Annotated in this window: 19 protein-coding genes; 9 read left to right on the plus strand and 10 right to left on the minus strand. The window is 62.8% G+C overall.

Annotated elements, in window-relative coordinates:
- Positions 1–6: 6 nt before the first annotated feature.
- Entirely contained in the window at positions 7–525 is a 519-nt protein-coding gene (locus tag CDV44_RS18890; protein WP_087689614.1) for a hypothetical protein, read from the minus strand.
- A 4-nt stretch (positions 526–529) separates the two neighbouring features.
- Positions 530–1,279, minus strand: a complete 750-nt coding sequence (locus CDV44_RS18895) for a DUF2092 domain-containing protein (protein WP_249277622.1) — start codon at positions 1,277–1,279, stop codon at positions 530–532.
- Between the two features lie 257 nt (positions 1,280–1,536).
- Between CDV44_RS18895 and CDV44_RS18900 the strand changes: the two genes are divergently transcribed.
- The gene (locus CDV44_RS18900) at positions 1,537–1,908 is read left to right on the plus strand and encodes a response regulator (protein ID WP_087689618.1); all 372 of its coding nucleotides are present in this window, start codon (positions 1,537–1,539) and stop codon (positions 1,906–1,908) included.
- 29 nt (positions 1,909–1,937) lie between these two features.
- Here CDV44_RS18900 and CDV44_RS18905 read toward each other — a convergent pair whose 3' ends face one another.
- A complete protein-coding gene (locus tag CDV44_RS18905) occupies positions 1,938–3,350 on the minus strand; it encodes a DUF2252 domain-containing protein (protein WP_087689620.1) in 1,413 nt (470 codons plus the stop codon).
- Positions 3,335–4,834, minus strand: a complete 1,500-nt coding sequence (locus CDV44_RS18910; RefSeq protein WP_087689622.1) for a diguanylate cyclase — start codon at positions 4,832–4,834, stop codon at positions 3,335–3,337. Before CDV44_RS18910 ends, CDV44_RS18905 begins: the two co-directional genes overlap by 16 nt.
- A gap of 285 nt (positions 4,835–5,119) precedes the next feature.
- Here CDV44_RS18910 and CDV44_RS18915 point away from each other — a divergent pair, with 285 nt between their 5' ends.
- Entirely contained in the window at positions 5,120–6,037 is a 918-nt protein-coding gene (locus tag CDV44_RS18915) for a hypothetical protein (protein ID WP_087690728.1), read from the plus strand.
- Between the two features lie 22 nt (positions 6,038–6,059).
- On the opposite strand, the gene CDV44_RS18920 is transcribed toward CDV44_RS18915, so the two are convergent.
- Positions 6,060–7,274, minus strand: a complete 1,215-nt coding sequence (locus CDV44_RS18920; RefSeq protein WP_141118766.1) for a hypothetical protein — start codon at positions 7,272–7,274, stop codon at positions 6,060–6,062.
- A gap of 163 nt (positions 7,275–7,437) precedes the next feature.
- Here CDV44_RS18920 and CDV44_RS18925 point away from each other — a divergent pair, with 163 nt between their 5' ends.
- Together CDV44_RS18925 and CDV44_RS18930 are read left to right on the plus strand one after the other, a co-directional pair.
- Positions 7,438–9,168 (plus strand): mechanosensitive ion channel family protein, encoded by a 1,731-nt coding sequence (locus tag CDV44_RS18925; RefSeq protein WP_087689625.1) that lies wholly within the window; start codon positions 7,438–7,440, stop codon positions 9,166–9,168.
- Positions 9,169–9,364: 196 nt separating this feature from the next.
- A complete protein-coding gene (locus tag CDV44_RS18930; protein WP_087690730.1) occupies positions 9,365–9,952 on the plus strand; it encodes a YSC84-related protein in 588 nt (195 codons plus the stop codon).
- Between the two features lie 9 nt (positions 9,953–9,961).
- Here the strand turns inward: CDV44_RS18930 and CDV44_RS18935 are convergent, their stop codons facing one another.
- Genes CDV44_RS18935 through CDV44_RS18945 form a run of 3 tightly spaced genes read right to left on the minus strand, consistent with a single transcriptional unit; the run spans position 9,962 to position 13,390 of the window.
- Positions 9,962–10,780: a CoA ester lyase gene (locus tag CDV44_RS18935; RefSeq protein ID WP_170936040.1), complete on the minus strand. Its 819-nt coding sequence runs from the start codon at positions 10,778–10,780 to the stop codon at positions 9,962–9,964.
- 20 nt (positions 10,781–10,800) lie between these two features.
- Complete coding sequence (locus CDV44_RS18940) at positions 10,801–11,979, minus strand: CaiB/BaiF CoA-transferase family protein (protein ID WP_087689627.1); 1,179 nt, start codon at positions 11,977–11,979, stop codon at positions 10,801–10,803.
- A gap of 40 nt (positions 11,980–12,019) precedes the next feature.
- Entirely contained in the window at positions 12,020–13,390 is a 1,371-nt protein-coding gene (locus tag CDV44_RS18945) for a 2-hydroxycarboxylate transporter family protein (protein ID WP_249277623.1), read from the minus strand.
- Between the two features lie 219 nt (positions 13,391–13,609).
- On the opposite strand from CDV44_RS18945, the gene CDV44_RS18950 reads away from it, so the two are divergent.
- Together CDV44_RS18950 and CDV44_RS18955 are read left to right on the plus strand one after the other, a co-directional pair.
- Complete coding sequence (locus CDV44_RS18950; protein WP_087689629.1) at positions 13,610–14,599, plus strand: LysR substrate-binding domain-containing protein; 990 nt, start codon at positions 13,610–13,612, stop codon at positions 14,597–14,599.
- 75 nt (positions 14,600–14,674) lie between these two features.
- The gene (locus CDV44_RS18955) at positions 14,675–15,166 is read left to right on the plus strand and encodes a Spy/CpxP family protein refolding chaperone (protein WP_249277624.1); all 492 of its coding nucleotides are present in this window, start codon (positions 14,675–14,677) and stop codon (positions 15,164–15,166) included.
- A gap of 170 nt (positions 15,167–15,336) precedes the next feature.
- On the opposite strand, the gene CDV44_RS18960 is transcribed toward CDV44_RS18955, so the two are convergent.
- Positions 15,337–15,645, minus strand: a complete 309-nt coding sequence (locus tag CDV44_RS18960) for a hypothetical protein (RefSeq protein ID WP_212677132.1) — start codon at positions 15,643–15,645, stop codon at positions 15,337–15,339.
- Between the two features lie 160 nt (positions 15,646–15,805).
- On the opposite strand from CDV44_RS18960, the gene CDV44_RS18965 reads away from it, so the two are divergent.
- Together CDV44_RS18965 and CDV44_RS18970 are read left to right on the plus strand one after the other, a co-directional pair.
- Positions 15,806–18,136 (plus strand): mechanosensitive ion channel family protein, encoded by a 2,331-nt coding sequence (locus CDV44_RS18965; RefSeq protein ID WP_087689633.1) that lies wholly within the window; start codon positions 15,806–15,808, stop codon positions 18,134–18,136.
- A 259-nt stretch (positions 18,137–18,395) separates the two neighbouring features.
- Positions 18,396–18,986: a hypothetical protein gene (locus CDV44_RS18970; protein WP_141118767.1), complete on the plus strand. Its 591-nt coding sequence runs from the start codon at positions 18,396–18,398 to the stop codon at positions 18,984–18,986.
- A 27-nt stretch (positions 18,987–19,013) separates the two neighbouring features.
- Here CDV44_RS18970 and CDV44_RS18975 read toward each other — a convergent pair whose 3' ends face one another.
- Complete coding sequence (locus CDV44_RS18975) at positions 19,014–19,907, minus strand: LysR family transcriptional regulator (protein ID WP_087689637.1); 894 nt, start codon at positions 19,905–19,907, stop codon at positions 19,014–19,016.
- A gap of 100 nt (positions 19,908–20,007) precedes the next feature.
- Here CDV44_RS18975 and CDV44_RS18980 point away from each other — a divergent pair, with 100 nt between their 5' ends.
- Positions 20,008–21,312 (plus strand): CitMHS family transporter, encoded by a 1,305-nt coding sequence (locus CDV44_RS18980; RefSeq protein ID WP_087689639.1) that lies wholly within the window; start codon positions 20,008–20,010, stop codon positions 21,310–21,312.
- Positions 21,313–21,322 lie beyond the last annotated feature (10 nt).

The raw sequence follows: 21,322 nt of genomic DNA on the forward strand, positions 1-21,322 counted from the left end.
GTCTGCTCAATACGGTGCGGCAACCACCACGAACTGCGTGCCTTGCGGCTGATACCAGGTGCCGCCGCATTGCTGATAAATCATGCCGCGATAGTTGACGGGCACACAATTGGCCGGCACTGATCGCACCACCGATCCGATCACGGCAGCGGTCACGCCGACGGCCGCGGTGACCGCTACGGCAGTCGCCACCGGATGATAGTCATCGTCCCATCCGCCGTGATAGCCACCGTGGTTGTCGACGTTCACGTTCACATTTCGATCGACATTCACGTTGTTCACGCTGGTATTGCGCACGTTGCGCGTTCGCGCATCGGCCTGACGATTGCCTGCATTCGGACGCTGTGCGTTGCGCTGCCCGGCTTGATGATCACCGGCGCCCTGCCCGCGCGCATGCCCGCCACCACCACCGCCGCCATGACCACCACGGCCCGCCGCGATCGATGGCGAAATCGCGAGGGTGGAAAAGGCCAACAGCGTCGCGGCAACGCACGCCGTCAGAGAAGGGGAGAGATTTTTTTTCATCTTGTCACCCCTTGCTGGCCGGCAGCTTGAGCGCTTCGATCTGCTTCGCGCCGGGCGGCGGGCGGAATTGGAACGTCGACGGTGTCATGGAAGCGCTGGGTTTCCATGACAGAACAGACACCGACTGCGGCCGAGCATCGTCGTCCGTGCGAGTCACGACGATCTTGCGCGGCAACGGCTTGTCCCCGCTCGTGATCCATATCTGCCAGTCGATACCCGCTTGCCGATAAGCGTAGTGATCGCAAAGATCGTTGCCGACATAGTCTTGTCCCGCAAACATGGCGGAATCGAATTTCCGGGTCTGCGCTTCAGGCGTTCCCCATGCGAACAGATCAGCGAGCGGAAGCTCTACGCCATAGCGCGAGCGCAGCTCCTTGATGAGATCGGCCAGCGTTCCCTTGAAGGGCACGGATGCGTAGTACTTCTGCTCGGGGGCATACAACGTGGCGGTCTTGCCGTCATAGATGATCTCGCGCTCGCTGCGCGCGCTTCTCATGATCGCGCGCAGATGCTCCGGCCTGTCGACTTCGAGCGTGGCCTGCGCGCCATGTTGAAGCTTCTGCCCATCGGCCAGCACGCGCTCGCCCGTCAGATCCGTAGACACGCGAAAGCGCTTGAGCGATTGCAGGTAGCTTCCCATCGTGTGAAGTGCCTGCACCGCCTCCGGGTCGACGGCATCGGCCTGCGCCGAAGCCGCACTCGCGGGTGTGCCTTGTGCCCATGCGGCGGGTGCCGCGCCTGTCGTGAGCAACATCAAAATTGCCAATGCCTGTCGTCTCATCGTCGCGCCTCAAATCAAGGAGATATCCGTGGCTTCAGAGTGCCGGACACGGTGGATCGCGCACGCGAAACTCGACCGCAACCGCCCTAAGGTCAATGTAGCGGGCAAGGTCCGCCATGCCTAGGCGATTGCCCCAAATTGCCCGACAGGGTATTAGCGTTGCCCCAAGTCCCGATGGCGGTTGCGTTGCATTCCAAAGAAAAATGCCTCCATAGGGACACGACCGCCTCATGAACACACCAAGGAAACTCATCGCGATTCTGGAGGACGACACCGGCATGCGTCGCGCCGTCGAGCGCCTGTTGAAACTCTACGGATTTCGCACGCGGTCGTTCTCGGGAGCCGACGACGTGGGGTTGGTCCAGTGCGTCGGCAGCGCCTATTGCGTGATCTCCGACGTACAACTGCCGGGCACGTCCGGGCCTGCGTTCTTTGCAACGCTGCCGCCCCCGCGTCCGCCTGTCGTATTCGTCACGGCATACGACAACGCCAAAACTCGTGCCGACATCCGGCGTATCGGTGTCGCCGAAGTCCTGACCAAACCCTTTCTCGGCAGCGATCTGCTCGCGGCCATCGAGCGGGCGGCACACATCTCGTCGTGATTCGCCCGCGCCGCCGCTTTGGATCCCCTTCAGATACGAAAATCGGCGGCCATGTCTTCGTCGCTACGTGCGACAAGCTTCCCCGAACGGATGGCGCGCATGAACGCGTCGTAGTCTTTTTGGTTTTGCCCGGCGTAGTCCAGCGCATACGACGTCATGGATTCTGCCAAACGCTTGGCGTCGCCGATGTATGAAGAAATCTCTACGGCGAGCCCACCCGACTTTGCATGCGCTCGCGCGAGCGCCCAGCCGCAGATGCGGGCATAACCCTGCAAGATCGTGTCGTTCATCCGCTCGACTTCGGCCGAGACCTTCATATCGCGCAATTGCCGAAAGTAGAAATGTCTCCCGTTCGGACCGCTCGTCCATCCGAGAAAGGCGTCACTCGCCGCCTGAAGCAGTCGCTGCCCGGCCACCACGCGCAGGCCTTGGTGATGTACCTTCCCTGCGGGGAAGTACCGGGAGATCACCGATTCCTTGGCTTCCTTGACCTGAAGGAACAGCGGCTTGCCGTGGGCGTCGACGAACAGCATTACCAGACAGAACGTGCCGACGCTGCCCACACCCACGACCTTGAAGGCGATGTCCTGAAGCTGGAACTGATCGATGAGCGCTCGCCGGTCCACCGGCAGCGTGCCGACATATTCATTGAACGCCTGTGCGAGTTTTCCCTTCCACGCTTGCGTGTCCGACCACGCGTGCGAACTGCCTAACAGCGAGCTCGGCCCAGACGGATGAAACAATGCCGGGGGGGCGTCCTGAATCACCCATCGCCCGTCCTGCTGCACCGCCATCTTGTCGAGCATCGCCTCGTGCGAGCGCCCCGCGGCCTTCTCGGCCGTTTTGCGAATCAGCCGTCGCCCCTCCGCTGTCACGGCCGCTTCGGCCATGCGGTCGAACGTCACGATTTCGTGCCAAAGATCGAGGGCGCTATAGCCCGCGTACTCCTGCATGCGCTCGCCATATTCACGCACGGCCGATGTCACGACATCACGGATCGTGCCGCGATCGATGCCCATGTGGTCACCGGCAATCGCAAAGCTGGCGGCAAGCCGTTTGAGATCCCACTCCCAGGGCCCCGGCGCCACCTCGTCAAAGTCGTTGAGATCGAAAACGAGCTGCCGCTCCGGCGTGGCGAAACCGCCAAAGTTCATGAGGTGCGCATCACCGCAGATGGGGAACGTGAAACCCGTGGTCGGCGTTCTGGCCAGATCGTGCGCTTGCAGCACTGCGCTGCCCCGATAGAACGTGAAGGGCGAGACTGACATGCGCCCGTATCTCAGCGGTACCAGTGCATCGACACGGCCGGCGCTGTTCTGCCGCAGCAGTGCGACGGGATCGCGGTCCACGTTGCCGATTTCGCCTTGCCTCGAGCGAGGCGTACGCTCACGCGCGAGTTTGCCTGCCGCTCTCCTTTGTTCCAGTGTCAAATCGCCGGGCATGGGTCACCTCCAGAGTTTGCGTGGATGAATACGCGATCGCGCCCCTCGCGCTTCGCCGAGTAAAGCGCTTCGTCCGCGGCTTGCAGGAGCAAATCCGGGGTGCCCGTCGGCATCGCCCCTGTGCCTGCAATACCGATGCTGATGGTCACGCGTCCGTGCTCGCTGCCTTCGTGCGCAATCGCAGCGGCACGCACGGTCGCTCTCACACGCTCGGCGACGTCGCGCGCGCCGCCGGCATCCGTCTTCGGCAAGATCACCATGAACTCTTCGCCGCCGTACCGCCCGGCAAAATCGCCGGGACGCCGGATCGAGTCCGAGATCGCATGAGCGACGGCTACGAGCGCGTCGTCGCCCGCCGGGTGACCGTACCGGTCGTTGAACGTCTTGAAGTGATCCACGTCGATGAACAGCAGCGACAGCGGCGTTCGCTCGCGTACCGCGCGCCGCCATTCCCTGTCATAGGCCTCATCGAGAGTGCGCCGGTTGGCGAGTCCGGTCAGCGGGTCAGTGCTGGCCATTTGTTGCAGCGCGGCTTCGGCCTGCTTCCGGCGCTTGCCCTGACGCCTCAGCAAAATGCTGAGCACCACGCACGCGGCACCCAGCCCGGCAGTCAGACCGGCGACCCAGAACGCCCGCTTTCTCCATTCGGCATAGATCTCGCTTCGGGGCGCGCGAATGTCGATCTGCATCGGCACCCCCGGAAGGGGCTGCCGAATGTATAGGAAATCGCCGTCGGCACCTGAGGACGTCTGTGCATCGCCGTCATCTCTCGCATCCCCGGGCTCCCAGCCATTGAGCACGGCGCCATCGCTACGAAGGAGCGAGACGACGCCCTGCTTCCCGGGGGCGAGCCCGGCGAACAGGTGCGCGAAGTAGTCGGCGTCGACAGTCACGATACTGGCGCCCGCAAAGCCGCCATCGGCACGACGAATGCCGTGCGTCAGCAGCAGCCCCTTGCCGCTGCCCTCGGGACATAACGGTGTAGACATGGACACCGTCAACCCACCGGCCTCTTCCCGCCGCTCAGCGTCGACGATCTGCTGCACCCGTGTGCGATCGAAGCATGTCGCCGATGGCAACGCTTCGAATACCGCCTCGCCGGCGTCATTGACGATGACCGCTTGCGCGTAAGTCGACGCCTGCACACCCGTCGACCGGTCCGTGGACACGACACGACCGAAACGTCCGAGGCAGTTGGCCAATTGCGCGCTGGGATCCGCGCGCCCCGCAACGCCGAGCGCATCGAGCGCCTGCGTGCAGGCCGAAATGTCGCCGCCCACCACGCGTGCGGCGAGAAGTGCCACGCGCGCGTTCGCATTGCGCGCGTCGTCGCGCACCGCCACGCGTCCCTCATAGAGCAAGGTTGCACGTACGCCGATAACCATCACCACCGCGATCCCCACCGCTACGAGCGTCAGGCCGAGCGGTCCGAACCGTTGACCAAACCTTCGTGACGAAGCCAGTGACGTGTGGGGGGAATTCATGTGCCTGCGAACCCTGTGATCGACGCGCCCTCATTCTTTTCGCTATCGGAGCTCGGGGCTATCGGGACTGAGGGCAAGTCATCTGCCCATCGGGGCAATGCCATTGCCCTCCCCACCGATGGCCCAAGCGCGAGGCGAACGCGACAATGACGCACGATGGCGAATGCAACGCGATTTCCACCGCGCAAACCGGCGATGTCAATGACGGGACTGACGAGAACGAAAAGCAACGGATGCGCGGTGCCGGTGGCTAACGGCCGCCGGCACATTGCCTCGCTCGTGACGATGGCTTGCCTGACATTGACCGCGCCAGCGGTGCTCGCGCAATCGCCGCCGCTTCGCGTCGGAACCGATGTGAAGAGTCATGCGAACAGCGTGCTTGCCATCATGAGCTACACCACCGTGCCCGACGTGACGACGAGTTCGCTCTCCATCAACAACGGCTCCACCGGGAACCCCGGGTTCTGGCAGACGCAGTTGGGCGGCGGCTTCACGCTCAGCCGCTCGTTTCCGCTATATCTGGAAGGTACGTTGGCCTATAGCCGGTACGACCCCACGTTCGTGGCCTCGGACGGCACGGAACATCGCTCACTCCCCGTACGCTGGAACACCTTGAGCACGACCATCGGCGTGGGGTGGGATTTCCGGCTCTCTGACGAACTGGTGCTCCGCCCGATCTTCAACAGCAGTCTCGGGCGCGTTGTCAGCGATCTTCGGGTGGGCGAAACGTTGCTCAATCGTGCAACGGACCTCAATGCTCAGTTTCTCGACAGCGGTGCGTTGAACGCCTACGGACTCGGCGGCTCGCTCATGCTCGATTTCGAGCACTATCGCGAGGCGTACGAAATCGATGTCGAATTGCGCCTGACCAATATCCACCTGCGCAGCTTCGGGAGTTCGGCAGCGGGCGTTCAGGGCAGCGCCAATGCGCAGCAGGTGAGCTTGTGGTCGCGCTGGCGGGCGCCAACGGGTTTGCGCGCGCTCGACCGCCCGGTCCGCTACGTGCTGGAAGCCGCTTACTCACAATACTTCGGTGATAGTGCCGGCGTGCTGGGTTTTAACAATCTGACGTCGCTCGGTGTGGGACTGGAACTCGACAGTAGCAAGTATCCGGTCGTCGTGACCCGCACGCGGCTGATGGCCCGCTACGTATTTGGCCATAACGTGCAGGGTGTCTCGTTCGGATTCGCCATGAGTTTCTGACGCCGCTCGACGCTCAAGTCCGTCAAATCAACGCCTTGAAGACCTTGCCCAACACGGCGGACAACGGCAACTGCATCGCCGCGACATAGAGCATCGGCAACGCGGCCGGTACGACGATCGCAACGACGGACAACTTGCTCAGCGGGATCGAGCGCATGTGGACCACGGCGTCGTAGATGGCATGGACGTCGGCCACGGGCCCCAATTCCGGTGCATCGAGTATTTCGGGGCGGCCGACGTCGCGATGCAAAATCCAGCGCTGATGCACGAGCCGGTCGTGATGCGCCACCAGACTGCCGTATTCGAAGGCCGCCCGGCGCTTGAGCCGGCCGAGCGGGATACCCAGCGGCAGCAACGGAATCAGAAAGACGACCGAAATCAGCACGGCACTGGATATCAGTAACACCTTCATCTGCAAGGGATTGGCACCGTGATACACGACCTCGTGGGCAAACGACGAGGCGACGACAGCGGAAATGGCAAACGCCACCGGGCTGAACATGAATGCCATGTGCTCCACGAAACTGAGGCCGCCCACGCGATCCGGGTGTGACGGCACGAGTGCCAACGGAAGCTTGCCGATCTTGAGCAACAGCACGAACAGCAGACATACGCGCCATAGCCACGCGAGCAGCAACACCGTGAACAGCGGACGAATGACGAGCACGAACCACCAACCGCCGAAGGTGATGTCACGCACCCCCTCGCCTTGATTCATCCACGCCAGATCTTCCGCGCGACCGTACAGCGCGCCGATGGTCGAGCAAGCGATCGCCGCGGCGAAAATAACGACCCACGGCAGTGAGCGATCACGCAGCTGCGCCACACGCGACAACTGCCGCCGAAATTCCGGGGCGGTCTGCTCGGTGACAACGCCGCTGTCGATGAAGTATTTGAGCAGCGGCGGCATCATCTTCTGCGCCACACCTTCCGCAGCCACCATCAACGGAATGGCGACGAGGCACCGCACATGAATGCCGAAATGCGCGGCGAGGGTGTCGTCGCCGGTGCCTTGCAACGCGCGGCCTGTGAGTACCGCCCACACGGCCAGCGGCAACCAGGTGACGGCGGCGAAGATCAGCGCTCTGCGCCATGCCCCCATGCCGACAGCGGGAATGAGCCGCACACGCCGTTGCAGGTGAAAGCCCAGATCGCCCTGCACGAGAGACATATCCACGTCCGGCGTTGGGTCGGACTGCGAGGATTGCGCGTCGGCAGGCCGAATTCCATTCCCCATGAATACCTCCTTGCCGGGTGTGCCGTGAGGTGGTGCAGGCCCGTAGTCTTGCGCCGGATGCGCGAGCGCGCCATCGGGGTTTAGGGCAAGCATTTTGCCCCCCGGGGCACGTCGGTTCGCGCGAAAATCGCCACAGGTCCGCTGTGACAATTCAGGAGCGCCCATGATGACCTGCACTGTCGCACCCGCGACTCTCCCTGGCATCTCGCGCGACAAGACGATACGGTCGTCCTGCCGGAAACTTGTCTCGCGCTCAACGTTCTTCCTGATGTCGTTGGCCATCTGTCTGGCGATGGCCTTGGCTTCGCCAGTGGTCCACGCGCAAGCGTCACGGCCTGCCGCCGCATCGGACGCGTCTGCCGCCGACCTCCGTTACATGGATCGCCCCATCGCGACATTTCGCGCGTCGCTCAGTGGCGCCACACCGCAGCAGCGGGCCGATCGCTCCTACGCCGTGCTGGACGGGTTGCCAGAGAGCGTTCTGAGTCTTCCCACGCAAGCCGTTCAGGCATCGATGGGACAAAACCACGGTGTCGTATTCCGTCGCGGCGACCGCATTCTTTTCGCGCTGCTGGCGGGCGATGTCGACGAAGCCGACGACCGCCCGTTCGAGGTCATCGCTCAGGAGACGCAGGTGCGCCTTGATACTGCGTTAGCCGCCAGACAGGCGCAATTGCACTGGCCGAACATCATTCGCGGCATCCTGTTTTCCCTGCTCGCGACGGTCGTGCTGGGCGTCGTGGTCTGGATCGCCGGCCGGCTGCAAACCCGGCTCCAGACGCGCATCCAATATGCCGTCGAGGCCCATTTGCTTCGACGCACGTCGCAAACTTTCGACTGGACCGGTTCGGCGTTCCAGTTGGCGCGGCAGATCGTGCAACTGCTTTTTCTCTTCTTCGTGGCCGCGCTGATCTATGTCTACCTCATCTATGTGCTGGAGCGCTTTCCCGTCTCCGAACCCATGGGCGAGCGCTTGAGCAGCTTTCTCTGGGACTTGTTGAACACGTTCGCGCTGGGCATCGTCAATGCGATTCCCGGACTGATCGCCATTGCCGTGATATTTCTTCTCACGCGCGCGCTGCACAATCTCATCAACAACGTCTTTTCAGCGATTCAGCAACGTCATCTCAATATCCCGGGTCTGCATCCCGACACCGCGGGCGCGTCCCGCCGCATTGTTGCCATCGTGGTCTGGGCGCTTGCACTGACGTTTGCTTATCCTTACTTTCCGGGCGCGCAAAGCGACGTGTTCAAAGGCTTGAGTGTGCTGCTGGGCCTCATGATTTCGCTCGGTTCGGCGGGCATCGTCAATCAATTGATGAGCGGCATCGTCGTGACATACAGTCGCGCGTTTCAGGCGGGCGACATGGTGCAGATCGGCGACACGGCCGGGGTCGTGGTGAGCGTGGATACCTTGTCGGTCAAGCTGACCAATGTGCGCCGGGAAGAGGTCACCATTCCGAACGCCGTCGTCGTCGGTGCCATCGTGCACAACTTCTCGAGCCGCGACGGCAAAGCGCCGGCACTCGTCGTCACATCGGTGACCATCGGCTACGACACGCCATGGCGGCAGGTGCAGGCAATGCTGAGTCTGGCGGCGGCACGAACGAAAAGCGTTGCCCAATCGCCGGCGCCATTCGTTCTGCAACGCTCGCTCTCGGACTTCTATATCGAATACGACTTGCATGTCGCGCCGGTGAATCCTGCGCAGCGCCTCGTCATGTTGAGCGAACTGCATAGTCAGATCGTCGATGTGTTCAACGAATATGGCGTGCAGATCATGTCGCCCCATTTCGAAGAACAACCGGAGATGCCGGTCGTCATTGCGCGCGAAGGTTGGGCGCCTTCCCCCGCACAGGAGAGCGCCGGTCCCCATGGTGCAAACGAGACCTGACGTCGAAATCTTGTGCTGCCCCGACGGGCAATCGGTGCTGCCCCAACTACCAATGGCAACTCGCGGTCACAAATCTGACACTCTCAGACAAGTGCCCCTGAGATGAATGGCAGGGACACTTCCGCCGTTTCCGTGGGCACTGGCGCGCGGGGCTCGGCTCAATCTGCGGGCGCATCAAAAAAATTCGGAGATCACCATGCAAACTCGCCGTCAATTTGTCGGGGCTTCTGTTGTCGCAGCAGCGCTGGTTGCAGTCCTCTCGGGATGCTCGACGACAGGCAACTCGCCAGCCACACCCGAAGCCAACAATTCACGCAAGCAGTCCATCGACGCCGCAGCCGACGGCACGCTTTCGCGACTGTTTTCGACGGTTTCCGGTTCGCGCGAACTGGTGGGCAAGGCACAAGGCGTGCTGGTGTTTCCCTCCGTCATTCAGGCCGGTGTGATCGTGGGGGGACAGCACGGTGACGGTGTTCTGCGCGTCGGCACGCGCACGAGCGGGTATTACAGCGTCTCGTCGGCTTCCGTAGGCGCCCAGTTGGGGATGCAATCGAAGTCGATGGTTTATCTGTTCATGACACAGGAAGCGCTCGACAAATTCGTCAATTCGAACGGCTGGTCGGCCGGTGCCGACGCTTCTGTGGCCATCGTCAAAGTGGGCGCCAATGGTCAGATCGATACGACGACGACCAGTCACCCGGTCGAAGCGTTTGTCATGACCAACAGCGGACTGATGGGTGACATTTCGCTTTCCGGGACCAAGATCAGCCGATTGGATCTGTGAGCTGACACTTCACCCCGGCAAGCTGACCAAAATCTCCCGCGCCTTCGCCAGTACGGGCGCATCCACCATCTTCCCGTCGAGCGCGACGGCGGCCCCACCGCTCGCCTCGGCCGCCGCGACCACGCGCCGGGCCCATGCGATGTCGTCGTCGCGCCACGCAAACGCGGCGTGCACGGCAGCAATCTGTTTCGGATGAATGCACAGCTTGCCGCGAAAGCCGAGACGTCTCGCGCGGCGAGCTTCCTGCTCGATCACGTCCGCGTCATCAAACACCGTGGTCACGCCGTCCACCGGCGCGCCAATGCCTGCCAGCCGCGACGCCAGCGTCAGTTGCGAGCGGAAGTAGAGCAACTCGTCGCCGTCGCCTTCGATGCCGATATCGAGTTGAAAGTCGATTGTGCCGAACATCAGCCGTTCGACTCGGGGCGACGCCGCGATGGCATCGAGCCCGCCGAACGCACGGGCGCTCTCGATCAACGGTACGATGCGCAACGCGTCGTGAGCACCCGTGGCTGCTGCGATCAACGTGGCGGCGTCTTCCGCCTTCGGCACCACCAGACCGGCCACACGCGGCAACGCCGCGAGCGCGCGCACGTCGTCGGCGAACCAGTCGGTCGTCACCGCATTGATGCGCACATAGATGGGGATGTTTCCCGCGGCTGCCTCGCCCGCCAGCCACTCACGCACCTGCGCACGGGCAGTGATTTTGCCGGCAAGCGGCACGGCATCCTCGAGATCGACGATGACGGCGTCGGCGCCCGCAGCAAGCGCCTTTTCGAATCGCTCGGGACGATTGCCCGGCACAAACAACCACGAACGCAATGACATGATCGGTATCTCCTTGCGCGTCAGACCGCGTGCCCGGCGTGCATCTCGGCGATCTGCGCGGCCGTGAGACCCAGCTCGGCGAGAATCGCGTCGGTGTGTTGCCCCAGCGCGGGAATCGGGTCCATGCGCGGCGCGAACGACGCCGGCACACCCGGCGGCAGTGGTGCTGTCACCGGACCGTTCGGCGTCTGCACTTGTGTCCAGCGACCGCGTGCCGCCAATTGCGGGTGATTCCACACGTCGTGCATCGAATTCAGATTGGCATTGGCAATGCCGACCGCATCAAGGCGCGCGACCAGCTGCGCCGCGCTCAACTGCATGAACACGTCATTGATGATGGCGCGCAAGACCTCGCGATTCTCAAGCCGCAGCGGGTTCGAGCGGAAACGGTCATCGTCGGTCAGTTCGGGCTTTTCGAGCACCTTCTCGCAGAAAACCTTCCACTCGCGCTCGTTCTGCAATCCGAGCATTACCGTCTTGCCGTCGCCGGCCGCGAACGGCCCGTACGGGAAGATCGTGGCGTGCGCGGCACCGGCACGCGGCGGCGGGTTCTGGTCGTCGATCGCGTAATACAGCGGAAAGCCCATCCACTCGACCATGCACTCCAGCATCGATACGTCGATGCGGCAGCCGCGTCCCGTCTTCTGGCGTTGCAGCAGCGCCGACAGAATGTTCGTGTACGCGTACATCCCCGCCGCAATATCGGCGATCGAACAACCGGCTTTTGCCGAGGCCTCAGGCGAGCCCGTCACCGACAGGAAGCCCGATTCGCTCTGGATCAGCAGGTCGTAAGCTTTTTTGTCGCGATACGGGCCATCCGGGCCGTAGCCCGAAATGCCGCACACGATGATCTGCGGATACTTCTCTGCCAGCGCCTCATAGGACAGGCCGAGCCGGTCCGCCGCGCCCGGTGCAAGGTTCTGCACCAGCACGTCGGCGTCGGCCAGCAGGCGGTGCAACACGTCCTGCGCGGCGGGCTGCTTGAGGTCGAGCGACAGACTCTCTTTCGAGCGGTTGGTCCACACGAAGTGCGACGACATGCCTTCGACGCGCGCGTCATAAGCACGGGCGAAGTCGCCGACGCCAGGGCGCTCGATCTTGATGACGCGGGCGCCGAGGTCGGCCAGTTGACGGGTGCAGAACGGCGCCGCTATGGCGTGTTCGAGCGCGATGACCTTGATGCCGTCGAGTGGCCTCATGACAACGATCTCCGGAGGAAAGTGAAAAACAGGTAGCGCGTCAGACGATCTTGGCGAGCACGATCAGGCTCAGCGTGATCGTGATCGCGCCGCCGATACGGGTGGCAATCTGCGCAAACGGCATCAGGCGCATGCGGTTCGCGGCGGTGAGAATCGCGACGTCGCCGGTGCCGCCGAGGCCGCTGTGCGTGCCCACGACAATCGCGGCGTCGATCGGGTGCATGTTCATGCGGCGCGCCACCACGAACGCAGTCACCATCAGCGTGGCCACGGTCGCGACAATGGTCACGAGCGTCGGCACGTTGAACGAATCGATGATCTTCTGCCACGGGGTAATAACCACGCCGATGGCGAACAGCAGCGGATAGGTGACTGCCGTCGCGAAGAATTTGTAGACCACGCCCGCGCCCCGCTCCAGACGCGGCGAGAACACGAAGAACACTTTGGCTGCGACCGCGAGCACCAGCATCATCACCGGCCCCGGGAGGCCCAGCGTGTTCTGCGCGAGCATGCCGACGAAGTACAGACATACGGCGATCATGCCGGCGGCGGCAATGTCGGTGGCGTCGATTGGCGCGGTGGACTTGGTGGTTTCCGGCAGGTCGTCGTCCCCCGAGCGCATCAGTTGGCCGTTACCCGTCAGCGACGGATAGCGCTTGCCGATCGCATTGAGCACGCCGGAGAACACAATCGCCGTCACGTTGCCGAGCATCACGGCCGGCAACGCTTGCGCGAGCAACTCACCCGCCGGTTGGTGCAGCACTTCGGAGTAGCCGAGCGTGAGCGGAATGACACCCTCGCCCAGACCACCGGACATGACCGGAATCACGACGAAGAACACGGTGTGGAACACGCCCATGCCGAGCAACGTGCCCACGGCCGTCCCGACCGCACCTGCGAGCAGCGAACCGGCAACCAGCGGCACGAAGATGCGCAGGAAGCCGCCGATCAGCACCTTGCGGTCCATGCTCAGAATGCTGCCGACGATGATCGCGGGAATGAACAGATACAGGAAGTTGCCGGCCTTCCAGAAGTCGACGATCGGCTTGACCACGGCAGGCGGCAGCGCATGCGTGAAAACCAGATAAGACGGCAGGAACGTCACCAGAATCACCGGGCCACCGATGCTGCGGAAGATCGGGATGCGTTGGCCGATTTCCATGCACGTGAAACTGCACACGGCGAGCAATGCAATGATCGGCGAGAGCTCTGCCGAGAGTTTGCCGGTGGCGGCGGTCGCGATCAGGGCGAGCGCCAGCACGATATGCACGGGTAGCGGCACAATGCCGATACGCATATCCATAAGGCGCCACCAGGCGTCGCGAAACCGATGAGCCGTGCCGGTCGGGGAAAGGCCGTCCGAGGGCGCATGCTCGGCCGTGCCAAGGGGGGTGCGTTCACGCATCTGCATTTGTTCTGTCTCCGATTTATGCGTTTTCCTGCCGCACTATAGGCGCGCGAAAAGCCGGAGAGGAAATACTGAATTCGGATACGGGCATAGGCTAAACCTATGGCCAAACGCCAAAATAGTTCTCGCGGACTAAGAATTTCGACTTCGATCGCCATTTCATCGGAACGCATATAGGGGTACGCTATGACCCACTCCCCCTACTCCTTGCCCCCAAAGCTCATGGATGTCCGGCAACTGCGCAACTTCGTGGCCATCGTCGATAGCGGCAGCCTCTCGAAGGCGGCCGAACGGCTGCTGATCGCTCAACCGTCGCTGAGTCAGCAGTTGCGCACGCTCGAAGAGGAATTGCAGACGCAGTTGCTGATTCGCAGCGCGCAAGGCGTCGTGCCGACCGATGCGGGCAAGACGCTGTATCGCCATGCACGCGTCGTTCTGCGGCAGATGGAGCAGATTCGCGAAGAGGTTCGCGAGGGGGGCGGCAGCGAAGCGGGTCCAGTGGCTGTGGGCTTCCCGACGACGATTGCCGCGATTCTCGCCGTGCCGCTGTTCCAACGCGTGCGCACGCAATATCCCGGCATTCGGTTGCAGATTTTCGAGAGCATGAGCGGCTACATCAGCGAGTTGCTTGCCAACGGCCGGTTGGATCTCGCGATGCTGTTTCGCGATTCGGAAACGCGCGGCATCTCGGTCATGCCGTTGTTCGACGAGGAACTGTATGTGATGGGCGGACATCTGGTCTGCCCGGAGATAGACGCTGACGCAGACACCGCCCCCGGTGCCCGCGAACATAGCAACGATGTCGCGAGCGGCACCTGTGAACTGGCGCGGCTGGCGAATGTGCCACTGGTAGTCCCGAGCGCGTCGAACGGCTTGCGCCTGCTCATCGAGCGCAGCTTCTCGCAGGCCAACGTCGAGTTGAACATCGTTGCCGACATCGATTCGCTGCCCACGCTGATCGATATCGCGCGCGCCGGCGACGCGTGTGCGATCTTGCCTGCGTCGGCACTCGCCCCGCGCGACCCCGCGCTACGGCCGAAGGCGCTGCGCATTGTGTCGCCGCAGATGGTACGACCGGCCAGCGTGTGCTGGTCGAACTCGCTGCCGGTAGGCTCAGCCACGCTGGCCGTGCGGCAATGCATTGCCGACCTGATCCGGGAATTACAAGCCGACGGTCATTGGACAGGGATTACCCTGCGTGCACCGGCGTAACTTCGTCGGTTACCGAACGGACCGGCGGCGATATTGCGGGCATCGTGGGTCTGTAAAGTCACACGGAGCCCCGTCATGGAACAACCGTCATCCCCCGATTCACCGAATACCACCCGTTGGATTGCCACGACTACGTGTCTCACGCTCGCGATGGCTACCCCCTTCGCACAAGCGGCCCCGATGCAAGCGGGCGCGGGCACACCGGGACAGCCGCACCTCATGAACATGGCCGCGCGCTCACGTATCGAAACCCGTATTGCCGATCTCCACACGAAGTTGCATATCACGCGCACTCAGGAAGGTCCGTGGAAGGAGTTTGCAGACGTCATGCGTGCCAACGCAGACGCCATGACGACGCTGGCGCAATCGAGAAAGGACAATCAGAACCGGATGACTGCGCTCGACGACATGAAGTCGTACCGTGATCTCGCGCAGATGCATGCCGACGGGGTCACCAAACTAGTGCCACCGTTCGAGGCGCTGTACAACAGCATGACCGACGCGCAGAAGGCGAATGCGGACGCCGTCTTCAGATCCGCAGAACATCACGCATCGCCGGCAAAATGACATGCCAACGCACGGGCATGACTCCCCGTGCGGGTGGACAACCTGCTTGAGCCTGCGAACGTCAGATGAATTGCGCTGATACGGTAATCAGCATGAGTGTGATGAACAACAGCGTTTCGTAAGACATGACGACCTCGCCGAACGATACCTGCAAAGGCAACCGTTCGTTGTCAGTGCTTACGGTTTTGCTTGTGATGATCCTGTGAGCGCGTCTTGCCGTCGTCGACATGTGCCGCCTGATCGCCAGCGGCGTCCAGAGGCGGTGTGTCGTGGGCATGCACGGGCGGCGTCGCGGGTGACTTCCCGGCGCGTTTCGAATGGGTAATTTCCGGGGGATGTTGATTCGACCACATCTTTTCGGGGAACTTGTTCTTTTGCCCGGGAGGCGCAAGCATTCGCTTGTCCCTTTTCTGCCCGGTGCGTTGTTTGCCTGATTTGTCCATAGTGCTCTCCAGCGTGACGGCCACCGAGATCGACAACCGTTGATGTCGTCGATACTGACCGGCTTGGCAGGCGGCGTCTGTACGCCACCGTGCGCTAAGCGTCGAACTATTTGGCAGAAGTCGTGGTCATGTTAAGTTGTGCCCATCGCCCCCTATGACGGGCTTGCGCTTCGGCGTGCCCCGTTCTGTCAAACCAATGCGACACGTCTTTTTCGGCTGGCTGCTTACTTTCTTCGTCACGGCTGCACATGCGGCCACGCCTGTCACACCTGCAAGCGCGCCCGCGGCGCTCCAGCCAGCATCGGCGGCGCAGGCCAACACGGCACCCGCGCTGACCCCGCAACAGGCCCAACAGGCGCTCTCCGTGCTGGAGAATCCGCAAGATCGTGCGCGAGTGGAAACGACGCTGCGGGCCATTGCCGCCGTCGGCGCCTTGAGCGCACCGCCCGCAGTGGCGAGCGCCCCCGCCGCTGCATCGTCTTCGGCGGCAGCACCAGCCACCGCTGCGCCAATCGCCTTGCAGTCGAATGGACTGGCGTCGATGCTGGTGCATCAAGGGTCTCGCTGGGCGACGCAAATCGGCGCCGGGTTGCGTGAGTCGCTGCACTCGCTGCTCGACGTCGGTTCCGTCAACGGCTGGTGGCGCGACACCGTGGGTCATGCCGACGCGCGTGCCGACCTGCTGCATGCGGTGCTGATCATTCTCGCGGTGCTGATGCCCGCGTTCGCGATCGAATGGGTCGCAAGGCGGCTGTTACGCCGTTTGCTGAACGAACTCGCTGCACGCCACGATTCCGCGACACCATCGGACACATCATCTGCGACCGAGAGCCCGGAGTCACGAGGCCAAGGCCACGCGCAGCAACACAAGAACCTGCTGGGGCGCATGCCGCGCGCGTTCGTCACGCTGCTGCTACGCCTGTTGCCACTGCTCGTCTTCGCGGGCGTTGCCAGCCTGATGATGTCGTTGCTCGTCGTCGACGGTACGCCGGTGGAAGCAGCACTCGGTTCGCTCATCGATATCTATGTGATCTGCCGACTCATTACGCTCGTCAGCCGGTTGTTCTTCCAGCCCGACGCGCCGCAACTCCGGCTGCTGCACATGGGCGACACCGGGGCCGCGTTCGCTCAACGCTGGATCATGCGTATCGCGTTGGTTGTCGGTGTCTGCACGGCATTGGTGGAAATCGCCGCCAACTTCGGTCTCAGCGATGCGGGCCATGTGGCGTTGCTCAAGACCGTCGCCCTGATCGGCCACCTGCTCGTGTCGGTACTCATCATTCAATGCGCGCGCCCCGTCGCGACACGCATTCGCACTTATTGCGCAAAGCATCCGTCACTCGCCATGGTCGGTGGCACGCTGGCGAGCGCATGGGCACCCGCGTCGATCTTCGTCGTGATGGCGCTCTGGTTCATCTGGGCGCTCGACGTGCACAACGGCTATCGCGTGTTGATTACGCTGGGCGGACGCACGCTTGCCGTCATCATCGGCATGCGCCTGCTGTCCATCGTCCTGTTCGGCGCACTCTCACGCGCGTTCGAGCGGCGCGACGAAGACCGCACGCTCGTCCACCGCCACGCCTACCGTTATTACCCGCTGGTCCGGGGCGTCATCTCGGTCATCGTCGGCATCATCAGTGTGGCGCTGTTGTTGCAGGTGTGGGGCGTGCCGGTCTGGCAGACCTTTGAATCGAGCACCATCGGCCATCGTCTGGCCTCGGCCCTGATCACCATCGCGGTGGCCGCCGCCATCGCACTCGTCGTGTGGGAAGCCGCGAACATCGCCATCGAGCGGCGTCTTCAGCAATGGACACACCAGGGCGACGTGATGCGCGCTGCCCGCCTGCGCACGTTGTTGCCGATGCTGCGCGCGTTGCTCTTCTCGTGCATTGCGCTCGTGGTCATCCTCACAGGCATGAGCGAAATCGGTGTGAACATCGGCCCCCTTCTCGCCGGTGCCAGCATCTTCGGCGTCGCGCTCGGCTTCGGCTCGCAGAAGCTGGTGCAGGACTTCATCACCGGCATCTTCCTGCTGATGGAGAACGCATTGCAAGTCGGCGACTGGGTCACCCTCGCGGGCGTCTCGGGCACCGTGGAATACCTGTCGATCCGCACGGTCCGGTTGCGCGCGAGCGACGGTTCGCTGTACACCGTACCGTTCAGTTCGGTGACCACCGTCAACAATACGAATCGCGGGCTGGGCAACGCGGCGGTGAAAGTTAGCATTGCCTACGGAGAAGACATCGACCGCGCGGTCGCCACGCTCAAGGAAATTGGTGCTGCACTGCGAGAGGATCCCGCGTACCGCGACGGCATCAAGTCGGACTTCAGCTACTGGGGTGTCGATCAGGTCGATGGCGCGGCCATCGCGCTCAGCGGACAAATGCAGTGCACCGACACAACGCGCTGGGGCGTGCAACGCGAATTCAACCGTCGCATTGCCGAGCGCTTCCGCGAGCAAGGCATCCGTATCGCCAACCCGCAGCGCAGCATGGTGGCGTTCGAGGACGGTGCGCCGCATCAGTAAATTCCCGCACTCCTAATCCCGCGCATCACGCCGGAGGCAGGCACCACGGGCCTGCCGGCCCGGCGTTCGGTTCGAGCACCGACGCATCAGCACAAATTGGGGTGGCGAAGCGCGATTGGCTGACTACAATTTGTACGTGCAGTCCACAAGATAAGCACTGATACGAAGCAAAACATCCGGACGCTCGCTCGCAAGGGCGATCAGTCAGGAAGCAGGGGCCCTCACGTGACGTTTCAACCGCTCCAGGGGAGGCATGTCCATGACGTGCCTAAACGAAACGATTGTCGGCGCAATGCTCTTTTCGCTCGGCGGATTCGCGTTCGCTGGCGGACCCGGCACAGACTCATCCGAAGGGATGATGGTGGCAAACATTGCCCCTATCGCCTCGATGTCGCCGGAGACCGCTGCGTTGGCTCCCGAGCCTCGCCACTTCCTCCACCGCTTCGAGACGACGCCACAACCACCGGCGCCCACTGCCTCGAACGAGGGTCCTGCACTCTTCCCCTTCACGCCGTCAGTCGCGCGCATCGACGACACTGTCGACAGTGCGTATGTCGTGCCGCCGGGTTACGACGTGCGCCACCTCACAGGGAACGCCACTGCATCGCCGGGACAACCTCCCGGGCAGGCGACGGGATCCACCGGGACCAGCGCGCTTCGCGGGCTGCCGTCATCGGTCGCGCAAGTCTCCATCGTTCAGTGGAACAACGAAGACTCGAAGCTCGGCTCATCGCCCCAGCGCGGCTTGCAAGTGCGCACTGACGACTGGGTCGTCTCGGCGAGCGCACGGGTTGCCCTGTTCCGCTCCCACGACACCGGCGCCACCATCTACGTGCGACGACGCTTCTGAACGCGTCGCACCGGTCAGCATCACGGCTCAGTTCGACGAGAGCCGGTCGATCATCATTGCGACGAAGGTATCCGCCACTGGCGGCAGCGTGCGTCCACGCTTCTTGATCAAAGCAATCGGACGCAGGAACGCGGGATCGTCAATCGTCTTCACGCGCAACTCAGGCTCGGCCCTCACCTCACGTGCCGACGCGGGCAGAATCGTCACACCGAGTCCGGCACGCACCATCGCGACGGCCGTCATCATGTAAGTCGCTTCGCAGGCAATCTCCGGCGTGTGACCCGCGTTGGCGAAAGCACTGTCGACTACCGCCCGCACACTCGTGCCTTGCGATGTCAGGACAAGCGGTTCGCCCGCAAGATCGGCCAACGTGATGCGTCTGCGGCGTGCCAGCGAATGCTGTTGCGGCAACACGGCCACCAGCCGATCGCCGCCCGCATGCAACACTTCAAACGCGGGGTCGTTCAACTCACCGCCTGTCAGGCCGATATCGACTTCTTCATTACGCACCAGCGTATTCACCACACCGGCGACCGCGTCGCGCACATGAAACCCGGCGCGCGGCACGACGGCCTTCACTTCCTGAATCAGCTCGGGCAACACGCTCGCCGCGAACGTGGGCAAGCACGCGATGCGCACTGTACCGGTTGATCCATCGCCCAGCGAGCGCGCGTCGACCAGCACCTGCTCCATGTCTTGCAGTGACTTTTGCAACAGCGGCAACAGATCGCGTCCCGTCGGCGTGAGCGCCACATTGCGACTATTGCGATCGAAGAGCCGCACGCCCACCGTCTCCTCCAGCCGACGGATCTGCACGGTCAGTGCCGGTTGCGACAAGTGCAGCCGTGTGGCCGCCCGCGTGAAGCTGCCGGTCTGTGCAACCGCGATAAAAGCACGAATGTCCCGAAGGTTCAGATCCATTATGGTTTGCAATGACTGCAATCAAATCATTTCAATTGATTTATCACAGCCCCGAACTTACGCTCCATCGCATTAAAAGACAATATTTGGAGACAAGCACATGCTGCCATTACTGGGGCTGGCGACCATCGTCGTGCTGCTCGGCGCGATTCTCTCGAAGCGGATGTCGCCGCTCGTAGCACTCATCATCGTGCCGATCGTGGCGTCGCTCATCGGCGGGTTCGGCTTTCAGACCAGCAAGTTCGTGATCGACGGGCTCAAGAGCCTGGCACCGGTCGTGGGCATGTTTGTCTTCGCCATTCTTTATTTCGGCACGATCACCGACGCGGGCACGCTCGACCCGATCATCGACCGCATTCTGCGCGCTGTGGGTACACGCCCCAGCCGCATCGTGGTGGGTACGACGTTGCTGGCGCTGTTGATTCACCTCGACGGTTCGGGTGCGGTCTGCTTCCTTGTCACCATCCCCGCGATGCTGCCGCTCTACGATCGCCTCGGGATGGACCGGCGCGTGCTGGCCGCCGCCGTGTCGATGGCCGCAGGCATCAACTTCCTGCCATGGACGGGGCCGATGATTCGTGCGTCGGCATCGCTGCATCTGCCCGTGTCGAGCCTGTTCAATCCGTTGATTCCCGTGCAGGCGGTCGGACTGGTGTTCGTGTTCGGCATGGCGTACTGGCTGGGCCGTCGCGAGGAGAAGCGTCTGGGTCTGACTGGCGGCAGTGCTTCGGTGCCGGTACCCAAGCGCGAACTCACACCAGAAGAACAGGCGCTGCGCCGACCCAAGAACTTCTGGTTCAACATCGTGCTCACCCTGATCGTGCTCGGCACCATGGTCGTCATGGGCGAGAAGATTCCGCCGGCGATCATGTTCATGGTCGGCCTGTGTATCGCGCTGATGGTGAACTATCCGAACGTCGACATGCAGCGCAAGCGCATCGACGCCCATGCGCGTGCCGCCCTGATGATGGCGGGCGTGTTGCTCGCTGCCGGCGTCTTTACCGGTGTGATGCAGGGCAGCGGCATGCTCAAGGCGATGGCGCAGGCCGCCGTCGGCTTTGTGCCGCCGGAGATGGCCGGACACATTCCCGTGGCGCTCGGGCTGATGTCGATGCCGCTGAGCATGCTGTTCGACCCCGACTCGTTCTACTTCGGCGTGTTGCCCGTGATTGCCGAAGTGGCCGGTCAACTGGGTGTACCGGCGGTGCACGTCGGTCAGGCCGCCTTGCTGGGTCAGATGACGACCGGTTTCCCGGTCAGCCCGCTCACGCCGGCCACTTTCCTCGTCGTGGGCTTGTGCGGCATCGACCTCGCCGATCATCAGAAATTTACGTTCCCGTTGTTGTTCGGTGCGTCGATCGTCATGACGATCGCGGCCGTCGTCCTCGGCGTTTTCCCTATCTAAGCAGTCATCA

Source organism: Pandoraea sp. PE-S2R-1, from assembly GCF_002179865.1.
Taxonomy (GTDB): Bacteria; Pseudomonadota; Gammaproteobacteria; order Burkholderiales; family Burkholderiaceae; genus Pandoraea.